This window comes from Campylobacter sp. CNRCH_2016_0050h (genome assembly GCF_025772605.1).
GTDB lineage: Bacteria > Campylobacterota > Campylobacteria > Campylobacterales > Campylobacteraceae > Campylobacter_D > Campylobacter_D lari_D.
In genome coordinates this window covers 25,986-38,665 of the sequence record NZ_JAKMSK010000003.1, presented here as the reverse complement: position 1 = coordinate 38,665, position 12,680 = coordinate 25,986, and the positions used below count along the sequence as shown (strand labels likewise).

9 protein-coding genes and 1 other RNA gene are annotated in these 12,680 nt (G+C 29.1%); 3 read left to right on the top strand and 7 right to left on the bottom strand.

What is annotated here, in order from left to right; all coding sequences use genetic code 11:
* Nucleotide 1: 1 nt before the first annotated feature.
* From L8X28_RS02195 to L8X28_RS02185, 3 genes are all read right to left on the bottom strand, one after another.
* The gene (locus L8X28_RS02195) at nucleotides 2–3,754 is read right to left on the bottom strand and encodes a class I SAM-dependent DNA methyltransferase (RefSeq protein ID WP_263665395.1); all 3,753 of its coding nucleotides are present in this window, start codon (nucleotides 3,752–3,754) and stop codon (nucleotides 2–4) included.
* A gap of 225 nt (nucleotides 3,755–3,979) precedes the next feature.
* Nucleotides 3,980–4,338, bottom strand: a transfer-messenger RNA (tmRNA) gene (gene ssrA / locus L8X28_RS02190).
* 1 nt (nucleotide 4,339) lies between these two features.
* A complete protein-coding gene (locus tag L8X28_RS02185; RefSeq protein ID WP_039619086.1) occupies nucleotides 4,340–4,750 on the bottom strand; it encodes a hypothetical protein in 411 nt (136 codons plus the stop codon).
* Nucleotides 4,751–4,838: 88 nt separating this feature from the next.
* On the opposite strand from L8X28_RS02185, the gene ruvB reads away from it, so the two are divergent.
* Both ruvB and L8X28_RS02175 read left to right on the top strand, forming a co-directional pair.
* Nucleotides 4,839–5,849, top strand: coding sequence for a Holliday junction branch migration DNA helicase RuvB (gene ruvB / locus L8X28_RS02180; protein WP_220566281.1), 1,011 nt, complete (start codon nucleotides 4,839–4,841; stop codon nucleotides 5,847–5,849).
* Complete coding sequence (locus L8X28_RS02175) at nucleotides 5,839–6,882, top strand: AI-2E family transporter (protein ID WP_133319757.1); 1,044 nt, start codon at nucleotides 5,839–5,841, stop codon at nucleotides 6,880–6,882. Before ruvB ends, L8X28_RS02175 begins: the two co-directional genes overlap by 11 nt.
* Nucleotides 6,883–6,888: 6 nt before the next feature.
* On the opposite strand, the gene L8X28_RS02170 is transcribed toward L8X28_RS02175, so the two are convergent.
* A complete protein-coding gene (locus L8X28_RS02170) occupies nucleotides 6,889–8,190 on the bottom strand; it encodes an MFS transporter (protein ID WP_263659273.1) in 1,302 nt (433 codons plus the stop codon).
* Nucleotides 8,191–8,266: 76 nt separating this feature from the next.
* On the opposite strand from L8X28_RS02170, the gene L8X28_RS02165 reads away from it, so the two are divergent.
* Nucleotides 8,267–8,884 carry a non-canonical purine NTP pyrophosphatase gene (locus tag L8X28_RS02165; protein WP_263665394.1) on the top strand — a complete coding sequence of 206 codons (618 nt, stop codon included), beginning with the start codon at nucleotides 8,267–8,269 and terminating at the stop codon, nucleotides 8,882–8,884.
* 61 nt (nucleotides 8,885–8,945) lie between these two features.
* On the opposite strand, the gene L8X28_RS02160 is transcribed toward L8X28_RS02165, so the two are convergent.
* Genes L8X28_RS02160 through L8X28_RS02150 form a run of 3 tightly spaced genes read right to left on the bottom strand, consistent with a single transcriptional unit; the run spans nucleotide 8,946 to nucleotide 12,640 of the window.
* Nucleotides 8,946–11,375, bottom strand: a complete 2,430-nt coding sequence (locus L8X28_RS02160; protein WP_263665393.1) for an efflux RND transporter permease subunit — start codon at nucleotides 11,373–11,375, stop codon at nucleotides 8,946–8,948.
* Nucleotides 11,375–11,944 (bottom strand): ABC transporter substrate-binding protein, encoded by a 570-nt coding sequence (locus L8X28_RS02155; RefSeq protein WP_263665392.1) that lies wholly within the window; start codon nucleotides 11,942–11,944, stop codon nucleotides 11,375–11,377. Before L8X28_RS02155 ends, L8X28_RS02160 begins: the two co-directional genes overlap by 1 nt.
* A 9-nt stretch (nucleotides 11,945–11,953) precedes the next feature.
* Complete coding sequence (locus tag L8X28_RS02150; RefSeq protein ID WP_263664929.1) at nucleotides 11,954–12,640, bottom strand: VacJ family lipoprotein; 687 nt, start codon at nucleotides 12,638–12,640, stop codon at nucleotides 11,954–11,956.
* Nucleotides 12,641–12,680: the final 40 nt, after the last annotated feature.

Here is a 12,680-nt window from a genome sequence, read left to right as displayed (position 1 = left end):
CTTAATTCCTTAATAATGCTATATATTCACTTTGTTTTTCGTTTAAGACTTTAAAAGTGCTTATCATGTAAGAAAATTCATCATCACTTAAACTATAAAGTTCTTTAACTAATAAATCATTTTTTGCTCTTAAGACATCATAAGCTTTTTTAGTTTTTGGAATTTCATCATCTTTTATGTTAAATTCTTGTTTTAGCTCATCAAAATGATGATTTTTATCATTATAAAGCTGCAAAAGTAAGGCATTTTTAGCTAGAGTTTTATAGATTTCATTGTTTTGAATTTCTTTATCACTTGGTTGAGGCAGAGGAATTCTTTCTAAGTAGGTTTTACTTACATTGATTTGCACCATATTTCTTATGATAAAATCAACCACTAAAGAATTAAACAAAGCCAAAGTAAATAAAATTCTTTCATAAGGCACTACATCTATACAAATTTCATCATCTTTTAAAATATATAGTTTTGGTACATTTGCAAACATACTATGTCCAAAACCACAATTTTTTGGCAATAAAGAAGCTATCAAAGTTCTCTCATCAGTATCTCTTGCAACAGCTCTATAAGCAAGTCTAAAAAATTCTCTATCATACTTTATCAATTCAGGCTTTAGTTCTTTGCCGGTGGCCTTTTTAGCTCTTAAAAGTTCTTTGCTTTTTAAACGCTCATCAAATTTAGCCTTTTCTAAAAAATAAGTAGCTTGGCTAAAATTTGCATTAAATTGATGTATCATTTTGCCTTCATATAAGGGTAAAAGTCCTTCCCTAAACTCTTCTATAAGCAAATCTTTATCATTTGTCATATCAAGCTCTCTTCTAAAATCTATATAATCAAAAGACAAGGTTTGAAAAGCATTATAAGATTTTCTTAGAATTTCTAAAGCTTGCTTGTCTTTTAGCTCCATTAAGGCTAAGTGAGTTGGGCTTAACTTTTTGATATCTTCTAAGCTTAGAGTTAAAATTTCATCTTTGTTTTTTAATGAGTTTATATCTGTTTTATAAAACATTGTTTTGATTTTGTGAGTGTGATTTGCTTGCGTGTTTTTTATAAGCATAAGAGCAAATTTATAGCTTCTATGAACATCTATAAAGATAGCTTTGTTGTTTTCAAAACTATAAAAATACTCTAAAGTTTTATTTTCTAAAATTTCTTTTCTTAAAGTCAAACTTCCATCTTCAAACATCAAAGCACTAGGAAGCACATAAGCTAAATTTCCATCTTGTTTTAAAAGAGAAAGATTTTTTTCTACAAAAAGACGAAATAAATTAATATCTTTTGTTAAAGAATTAGACATAAATGTGTTTTTATAATAAACATTAATTACATCTATATATGCTTTTTGTTTTTCATAATTTTGCTTTATATAATCTTTCGCTAGCAAATTGTCTTGAATTTCTTTTTTCTTGCTAGCGATTAAGCTTCTATAATCGCTTTTATATTGTGGAAAGAAATCATTGTCACTAAATTCTGATTTATCCCAAGGTGGATTACCTATGATGATATCAAAGCCTTTAAATGCTTGATTTTCTATAATTTCAGGAAATTCTAACTCATAATTAAAGAAGTTAAATTCTTTTTGATATTTGCTAATGATAGCTTTTGCTTGTTTATTTTGGCTTAAATTTTGTATATCATCTTGACTTAGGGCTTTTAGAATTTGCAATTCTTCTTTGTTAGCAAAATGAAGTGAGTTGATATAGTTTAGATATAAATTTAACTTATCAAGTTTTGGTGTGATTTCATTTTGATAGATTTGTTTGGATTGTTTGATTTGTTCTTCGTTGGTATCTTGTAGATTATCAAGCTTTTCAAATACTTCTTGTAAAATTTCAAATTCTTGAGTAATGGAATTTGTGAAAATATTTTCTTTATTTTGCTTTATTAAATTTTCAAAATCACTTATACTTGAGCCTAGCAAAGCATTGCCACATTTTATGTGATGTTCTATAAAAGAAAGTGGGGTTCCAAAGATAAAACTATCTATCCAAAGACTAAGCTTAGTAAGCTCTATACTAAATGGATTTAAATCCACTCCATAAATAATGCGTTTTAGCAAAAGTCGTTTTAAAACATCACTTTCATCTAACTCATAATCTTGCGTGAAATCTTTTATATGATTTGCGATATTTTCTTTTTCTTGTTCGTGGAGTTGCTTTAAATTTGTAAAATGTTCAAAATCTGATAAAACAATATGCGTGATAGCATTTAAAACCGCAACTAAAAAATGCCCACTACCGCAAGCATTGTCTAGAATTTTAAATTTCAAAATGTTTTCATTGTTTAGTTTGTCTTTTAAAGCACTTTGGATTAAAAAATTAGCTATGGATTGAGGTGTATAAAAGCTTGCACTTGCTTTTCTTGAGTTGCTAGTATTTTTTAGATAAATTTGTCCTTTTTCATAAAAGGTGTATTTTTCTAATTTTTTTGATTTTTCTAAAATTTTAAAGTCATAATTATCAAAATAACACTCTATTTCTTTTGATTTTTCTTTATAGCTTACATAGTAAATATCTTCATTTGCTACTTCAAAAAAGTAAGAAAGCAAGCCTTCATAAATCGTGCCTAAATGCTCTATGCTTAAGGTTTTATAATCTCTTTTAAAAGTTAAATTTTTATCTTTGTAGTATAATAATTGTTCTAAAATTTTCTTCAAGTCTTTATCGCTGAAAATCTTTGGTGTGTTTAAAAGAGTGGTTTTGCTCTCATCAAACAACCCACCATTGAAAACAGGCATGTCAAAATTGCCTTTGCCTTTATTATAAATTTGAAATATCATTTCTAAATCGCCAAAGCCAGCACTTGAGCTTTCATCATCGCTTAAATTTTGCAATAAAGTTTTTATGCTAATTTTGCTTTTGAAGTATTTATGCTTTTCTAAGATATTTTCAAATTTATCTTCAAAATAAGCAATAAATAAAAGCCTAAACACAAAATATAAAGAATTTTCATAGATTAGCTTTAAATCAGCTTTAGTTTTGTTATAAATCTTAGAACCTATAAATTCAAATAAAGATTCATTGCCATTAGTTCCATAGATGATAGATTTTAAATCATCCTCTATTTTTATTTTTGATTCTTTATTAACTTGTAAAGATTTTTCTATGTGTTTTTCTTCCGTATAACTTGCTGAAGCAAAAATACTATAAAAATACGCAAAAGCTTGGTAGTTTTTATCTTTTATGATTTGTTCTAAATTTATCTCATAAAATACCTTGTTTGCACTAAGTGTAGAGTTATCATAAAAACGCCAAAATCTACCATTAGTTAAAAAGCCATAATTTTTCTTAAGATTACTAAGATATCTTAAAATTTGAAAATGGGGATTTTCTTTTACTTTTTTATTATCTATTTGTACATTATAGGCTTTTGACTCCATGATAATAGTGAATTCATTACTTGATTTTTTTGTTTCTTTGTCTAAATTTTCATAATTTACTTTTATATTTTCATCACTAAAAAGCAAAAAATCGGGCTTTTCTAATTTACCCTGTATGATCTTTTCATCTTGTCTTATAAATTTCCACCCTAAAATGTCTAACACTTTTGATATAAATTCATCTTCAAATTGATGTTCGTTATAATTTTGAAAATTTCTTTGAGTGGCGTTGTATAGACAGATTATATTATCTAAGGTTGTTTTATATGTGTTTTCATTTTTAGTAAAATTATAAATATTTGGAAAATCCACCTCTAGAGCATAGTTGGTAAAAAGATTATTATCAAGATATTTTTTAATTTCTTCATAAAAATTCATAGAACAACCTTAGTATTTTTTAAAATGATAACAAAAAGAACTTTTTAAAATGCTAAGAAATACTATCAAGCTTTATAATGAATTTAAATTTAGAATTAATAAAAACCTTACCATCTATCTAAAAAGAAGCCTTCCTTGAAGTCCTATCAATAATAAGAAACCTTTGATGAAATTATATTATTAAAATACTAAATTCTAATAAATTGATATATGAAAGATTAAATTTGGTGGAGACGAGGGGAATTGAACCCCTGTCCAAAAATAAAACAACCACGGCATCTACATGCTTAGCAAAGGTGAAAATTTCATCTAGCCAAACTCACCTTCCAAAATTTCAAGCTAGACTAAGACTTTAACTTCAATCAAAACTTGTCAAATTTCAATCTACACTATCAAAAATGACCAAATTCTAAGCTAGATAGTATCACTTAAAATTCAGGCTCAACTGAACTTACGCAGCTTTAGCGTAAGCAGGAGCAAATTTAACGTTGTTTGCGTTTAATTTTAATTTGAGCTTTATACGCTTTGCTCAAAGCGACATGCCACCAAGGCCACTCTACTCCTGTCGAAGCCAAGTCGTCCCCGTTATTTAGAAATTTTATCAGGAACATTTGCAATTTGAGGGTTAAATACACTTAAAAAAGAAGCATTTTTTTCATAATCACTGCAATATCTATCAAGCTGCTCACCCACTAAAAACATCCAATCCACAAATTCATCGCTAGCAGGCCCATCAAATTTAGCTGCTTCTTGCATAATTTCCTCACAAAATGTACAAAAATTTGCAATCTCATCTAAATTTAATCTTTTAGCAGCCCAAACTACATTGTGGATATTTTGCTCTAAGTCTTTTAAAGCTTCTTTGTATTTTGAGCTATCGCTGCTTAGCTTTACTATCAAAGGCTCTAAAACATCGCAAAGACTTCTAAAAAAATACAAAAAACGCTCGATTTCTTCAAGCTCGTAATCTAACTCTAATTGCTCTAAAATTCCCATAAAAACTTCTATAATCTAAGTTTAAATGTTTATTTTAGCAAATTTTAGATAAAATTAAAATTTCTTAGCAAAATAAAATGGAAAAAATATGGATAGAATCGTAGAGATTGAAAAATTCTCCCCTGATGAAACTTATGAAACAAGCCTTAGACCTTCAAATTTTGATGGCTACATAGGACAAGAAAACATTAAAAAAAATTTAGAAATTTTTATTAAAGCTGCTAAAAAAAGAAATGAATGTCTCGATCATATCCTTTTTAGTGGGCCTGCAGGACTTGGTAAGACAACTTTAGCAAACATTATCTCATATGAAATGAATGCAAATATCAAAACTACCGCTGCACCCATGATAGAAAAAAGCGGGGATTTAGCTGCGATTTTAACTAATCTTAGCGAGGGAGATATTTTATTTATCGATGAAATTCATCGCTTAAGTCCCGCCATAGAAGAAGTGCTTTATCCTGCTATGGAGGATTTTCGTCTTGATATTATCATCGGTAGTGGCCCTGCTGCACAAACAATCAAAATCGATTTACCTAAATTTACTTTAATAGGTGCTACTACAAGAGCAGGTATGCTAAGCAATCCTTTACGCGATCGCTTTGGTATGCAATTTCGCTTGGAATTTTATAAAAATGAAGAGCTTGCTATTATTTTAGAAAAAGCAGCTCTAAAGCTTAATAAAACTTGTGAAAAAAAAGCTTCTTTAGAAATAGCCAAACGCAGTCGCTCAACCCCAAGAATAGCATTAAGATTGCTTAAGCGTGTAAGAGACTTTGCTGATGTAAATGATGAAGAAATCATTAGCGAAAAAAGAGCTAAACAAGCACTTGATTCCTTAGGGGTAAATGAGCTTGGTTTTGACGCGATGGATTTGCGGTATTTAGAGCTTTTAACTGAAGCTAAAAGAAAACCTATAGGACTTTCTAGTATAGCCGCAGCATTAAGTGAGGATGAAAATACCATAGAAGATGTGATAGAGCCATATTTACTAGCAAATGGCTATATAGAAAGAACAGCCAAAGGTCGCATTGCAAGCTTAAAAAGCTTTGATGTTTTAAAATTAAAATATAACAAAGGTTTATTTGATGAAAAGTAGTAATTTTTTCTTGATTAGTTTTATTTTGATCATTTTATTTTGGGTACTTTTTTTGTTTAAACCTTTTTTGATGAATATAGCCATAGCAAGTTTAATGGCTGTTTCTACTTCTAATGTTAATGTTAAATTTTTAAGTATTTTTAAAGGTAAAAAAGTCGTTGCTGCAGCAGCTACTACTGCTTTTATGCTAGCTTTATTTTTTATCCCTTTTGTATATGCTATTATAGAACTAGCAAAGGCTGCAAAAGGTTTTGATATAAGCTATTTTCACAATACCATAGAATATTTTAAAAATTATTCTTTACACCTACCTGAATCTTTAAGTTTTATAGAACCTAAAATCAAAGAAGCATTAGCAAGTATTGACTTAAATTCTATCTCTAAAAATGTTTTAACCTATCTTTCAAGCGCAACTAAATTTGGCACTAAATTTCTAACTGATATGGTATTAATTTGTGTGTTTTATTTCTTTGCTAATCTTTATGGAGCCCAACTCATTGGCTATATAAAAAGCATAGTGCCTATGAAAAAAGAAGAAACTCAAGGCATTTTAAGTGAAGTGAGTAATGTAATGTCTGTGGTGTTTTATTCTATGGTGCTAAATGCCATTTTACAAGGGGTGCTTTTTGCTATCATTACTAAATTTTATGGTTATGATGCGATTTTAATGGGAATATTATTTTGCTTTAGCTCTTTAATCCCTGTGGTAGGTGGGGCCTTAGTTTATGTGCCTGTCTCTTTATATGAATTTGCAAATAATAATCTAAGCGGTGCTTTAGTGATTTTCATTTATAGCGTGGTAATGATATCTTTTATCGCAGATACTTTAGTAAAACCCTATATCATTAAATGGATCAATGAAAAACTTGTTCAAATTCCAACACAAATTAACGAACTTTTAATTTTCTTTGCGATGATAGCAGGAATTTCAAGTTTTGGCTTTTGGGGTATTATCCTTGGGCCTGCTATTTTAACTTTCTTTATTTCTACTTTAAAATTATATGTGATTTTAAAAGAAAAGCATTTTGTATAAAAGCGATTATTTTTCAATAATCGCTAAAATTTCTTCTTCGCTTGTAAGTTTTTTATTGTATTTAATCACTAAAAATTTAGAGTTTTTATACACATCTAAAACTCCATTTATGCCTTTAATCATATTTAAATCATGTTTTGTTTCTAAAGATAAATAGACATTTTTAAAATCTGCCGGACTTTGTAAAAACAAAAGCAATACAAACCAAATTACAGACAAAGCTATCAAAATAAAAGCAAGAGCAACTAAACTAAAATGGTGTAAAAAATACCCTCCAACGACACCACCTAAAAAGCTTCCAAAATAGCCAAAAGCATTAAACACACCCAAAGCTGCGCCTTTTTCATTTACCTTAGCAAATTTACTTGCACAGCTTTGCATAATAGGCTCATGTAAATTAAATCCTATAAAAAACACTACAACACCCACCATAAACACTAAAGCATTATGCGAAAAAGCAAATATAATATAAGCAATGATAAAAAACGCCACACCTAAAAGCAATATCTCTTTACTTAAGCCTCTTTTTTCTCCCAAAGATCCTGATAAACCCATAGCTAAAAACCCAAGCACCATAGAGCTAACATAAACATGCCATAAATTCTCACTCGGGTAATTAAACTCATGTACTAAAACCAAAGGAATACTTAAAAACGCAATACTCATAAGCATTTTTTGCATACAATTAGTAAGATTCATCAAAGCTAAGTTTTTTTCTTTTAAAAGTTTTTTTAATGGGGTTTTAGTATTTTCATGTACTATTGTATGCTCTTTTGGCACAACGCTAAATAAAAGCACGATACAAATTAGACTTAAAATGGCACTTAAATCAAACAAACTAGAAAGTCCGAATTTAGCACTCATTAAAGGAGAAAGCACTAAAGAAGCTGCAAAAGAAAGTCCTATAAATGAACCCATGATAGCCATGGCCTTACCACGATTTTCTTCATTGATAAAATCACTTATCATAGCAGTAGCTACTGCTCCTATGGCTCCTGCTCCTTGTAAAAGCCTTCCAAACATCATCGTATAAATATCATCAGCATATGAACATACCAAAGAACCTATGATAAACACCACAAGTCCTATTAGCATAGTTTTTTTACGCCCTATTTTATCTGAAATGATTCCAAAAGGAACTTGCAATGCCATTTGAGTTAGAGCATACACACCTACTAAAAGTCCTACTAAAAACTCATTGGCTCCTTTTAAATTTAAAGCATATAAACTTAAAACCGGCAAAACTATAAATAATCCGAAAAATCTAGTTCCTACAATAAAAGACAAAGGTAAAACGGTTTTTAACATCTTTTCTCCTTATAAAGGATAATTTTACTATGATTTTGATAAACTTTTTTTAAAGTCAAAACAAAAAGAGTAATTTATGAAGAAAAAATTAAAAATCATTCTAGCAACTTCTAACGCACACAAAGTAGAAGAAATCAAAAAATTTTTAACTACTTATGAAATTTATGCCTTAAATGAAATCATCACCCCTTTTGAAATCATCGAAGATGGCATAAGTTTTAAAGAAAATGCTTTGATAAAATCTAAAGCTATTTTTAATGCTTTAGAAAAAAAACAAGATGAATTTATCACCTTAAGCGATGATAGTGGTATAAGCGTAGAGGCTTTAGACAATGCGCCAGGGATTTTTTCTGCAAGATACTCTCAAGAAGGCACTGATGAGGCCAATAGAAACAAGCTCATCCAAGCTTTACATGAAAAAAATCTACATCAAAGCAAAGCTTTTTACACTGCAGCCATAGCTATAAGCTCAAAATATGGACATTTTAGCACGCATGGATATATGCATGGCCTTGCTATTGACACTCCAAGGGGTAATAATGGCTTTGGATATGATCCTTTATTTATCCCAAAAGGTTTTGATAAAACCTTAGGTGAATTAGATGAGCAAGTAAAATTAAAAATTTCACACCGCTCACAAGCGCTAATGTTTGCTACTTATATCTTAAGGGTATTAGAAAAAATGGAGTATTAATGAAACAATTTATAAAATATATGCTTATTGCTTTTGGTGTTTATGTGATTTGGATTTTACTTTATTTTAATTTTGTTTTAAAATAATGATAAGTTAAAATAAAACTTGGTAATAAAAAAAGCGAACCAAACAAAAGCAAACTCATAGCCAAAACCGTAAGCAAGCCAAAATAAATCGTCGGGATAAAATTACTGCTAATCATTACTAAAAAACCTAGAATAATCGTAACACTAGTATAATAAATCGCACTTCCTATACCTATATGCGAAGCTTTTATGGCCTCTTCTAAGCTTTTATGTTTTAATTCTTCTTTAAAACGATGAATATAATGAATCATATCATCAACCCCTATTCCTATACAAATAGCAGCTATGGTAATACTCATAATATCAAGTGGTATATTTAAAACACCCATTAAGCCAAACACTAAAGCTAAAGGTATAAGATTGGCCAAAATTGCCACAAAAGCATAAACAAAACTTCTAAAAATCACCACAAACAAAGCAAAAATCACAAGCACCACAAAGGCTAAAGTGTCAAATTGTGATGAAAAAAGACTTTGAAGCATATTATTATACAAAGGCATAATACCACTGATTTTAACCTCTACATTATCATTTTGCAAAAGCTCATTTAAGTCTTTTTCAAGCTGTTTTAAAAAAGCATCGCGTCTTAAATTTGGATCACTATCTAGCATACGCACGCTAAATCGCAACTCATTATTTTCTACACTAACAAAAGGGGTTAAAACTTGCTTTTTAAAATTCTCATCTAAATTTTCATACAAAAACGCTAGAGCAAAATCATCTAAAGTCTTACCATCATTAATGCTTTTTCCAAGCTCTAGCAAACTTTGCAAGCTAAGCACAGAACCTACATATTTTTGCTTACTTAAAAACTCATGAACCTTAGCAGCTATTCTTGTTTTTTCACTACTAAAAAAATACCTATCATCTTTGGATAAATCATCAAATTCTTGTTCAAACTCATCTAAGCTTTCATTTTGTTTTGGATTTTGCTTAAATTTGACAATCACATCTAAAGGCATAGTTCCACCTAGCTCTTTATCTATAATCAACAAACCTTGTTTAATCCTAGAGCTATCTTTAAAATAACTCACAAAACTATTTTCTACTTTAATTTGCAAAATTCCATACAAAGCAAAAGCCACACAAAATAAACTTATACCATAGATAAATTTTCTATGTTTTAAACTTACATTTGCACAAAAACTTAAAAATTTCAACGAATTTTGATTAAGCTCTTTAAAATTTAAACGCGGCATTAATACTAAAATACTTGCAAAATAAATATAAGCTAAAATCAAACTCACACTGATGCCAAGGCTCATCATAATACCAAGTTTAACAATAGGCTCAATATCTGAAAAAACAAAACTTAAAAACCCAACAACCGTGGTTAAAATAGCAAAAAAACTAGGACTTGCTTTATCAAGTAAGGTTGAGAGCAAAAGCTTATAAACGCTAGCTTTTGGGTGTTTGTGTAAATTTTCTATAAAATGCACGATTAAGTGTATCACAACAGAGACAGTGATAATGAGTACCAAAGCTACATAGTTTGAAGACACCACAGTAATATCAAAGCCCAAAAGCGCGAAAATCCCGCTTGAAGTAAAAAGTGAAACCACACAAATTCCCAAAGCCAAAAACACTAAACGCAAAGAGCCAAAAAACCACCAAAGTGCTATAAATAAAAGCCCTATTAAACTAAGTCCATAAATTTTTAAATCACTTTTTACATAATTAATCATATCATTAGCGATCATTTCAACACCACCAAGGTGTAAAAAGTCTCCATTTTGACTATATTTAGATACTATTTTAGTAATTTCTTCTAATCTTTTTGCACTAAATTCCCTTGAGCTTTCTTGGTGCTTTTTAATCAAGGCTCTAAAATACTCTTTTTCATTTTCATTTTGCGCATTATCCCTTGAATTAATCAAGTCATTATAAATAAGATCAGGTGCTAGATAAATCAAAATTCCCGTTGTTTTTCCATCTTTTGAGATAATATTATTTTTATAAAAGGGTTGATTTAAAATTTCTTTTTTAGCTAGATTAATATCCACATCTTGACTAAAAATATTAGGTATATTTTGGATAAGCTCTTTTAACTCTTTACCTTTAGAACTTGCAAGTAAAGGTGCATTAGCGATAGAAAATACCTTTTGCACTCCATTGATTTTTTCTAAATCAAGGGTTAAGTTTTTGATAGTTTCTAAATTTTCTTTAGCAAAAATATCTTTATTTTTAGGAGCAAAAGCAAGCATTAAAAAATTATCATTGCCATAACGCGCTGAAACTTCTCTATATAGTTTCAAACCCTCATCATGCTCTAAAAGCAAGCTTTCAGCACTTGCATCAACACTTAAATTTTTAGCAAAAAAACTAAAAAATATACAAAAGATTAAAGTAATCCCCAAAGTTAGCTTTGGGAAATTAAGAAAGATTTTTAAAATTTTACTTAGCATTATTTAGAAAAATCAACACTAGAAAGCTTTTCAAGCAAGGTTTTAAAATCGCCATTTTGCAAGACATCTTTAAATTGTGAGCGATAAGTTTGTATAATACTTATACCAAAAATATCTACATCATAAATTTGCCAATCATTATTTTTATCATAAAATTTAAAGATTACAAAATTTTCTTTACCATCTACTATCATAGAAGTTTTTAAAAAGGCTCTTTTATTTTTTTCTTCTAAATTAATCACTTTTAATTTTTGAGAATCATACAAAGCAAGCTTATCTGTGAAACTTTTTTTAAGGTTTTTTTCAAAAGCTTTGTTAAATTCATTTTTTTCATTTTCACTTAATTTTTCATATCTTGTAGAAAGACTAAGTTTAGCCATAAGTTCATAATCAAAAACACCATCAAATAAAGCAAAGATTTTTTCCGCTGCTTTAGCTTTATCGTTTTTATTTTGATCTAGAATTTTTAAGCTCTCATCAATTTTTTCTTGTATGGTTTTAGAAATATCTTGCAAATTTAAAGCAAAAGCAAATACTACGCTAAAAAGCAAAACTATGATTTTTTTCATTTTATCTCCTTATTTGATGAGTTCTTGGCGTCTTTGTTCATACGCATCGCGTATAAAAATGTAATAATCTACACTATTTTGGTAAATATCATCTATTTTTTCATACTCAAAACTTAATTCATTGAGTTTTAATGCAGCATTTACACCCACACCAACCCAAAAATTCTCAATATACCCCTCAGGCACCATAAACCAATTTACAGGCAAAGCTAAAGCATCTCTTACATTATAAGGGCCTAAAAACGGGAGCACTAAATGCGCTCCACTACCTACTCCCCATTTGCCCAAAGTCGTTCCAAAATCAGCTTCATAACTTTTTAAAGGAGTTTTACTCGCACTATCTAACAAACCAAATCCAAAAATCACATTCACACAAAATCTTCCAAATTCCTCACCAGCTTTTCTAAATTCTAAACTTAAAAGATGATTAATAAATCTAAAAGGTGATCTTGTGGTATCAAAAGCATTTTTTACACCTGTTCTTATAAAACTTGGAGTAATGCTTTTATAAGAAAGCACAACCGGTCTTAAAAAATAAGTATAAAGATCATAATTAAATTTACTCATAGCTTTATTGTAGGTATAAAAGCTATCTTTGACTTCTTTTTTTTGATATTCTTGTTCAAAATCTTCAAAGTCATTTGCTAAAATCAAAGTGTTAAAAAATAAACACAAAGTTAGTATGTATTTTAACAAGCTTTTTCCTTTTAAAATTTCATAAATTGAAATCTTATAT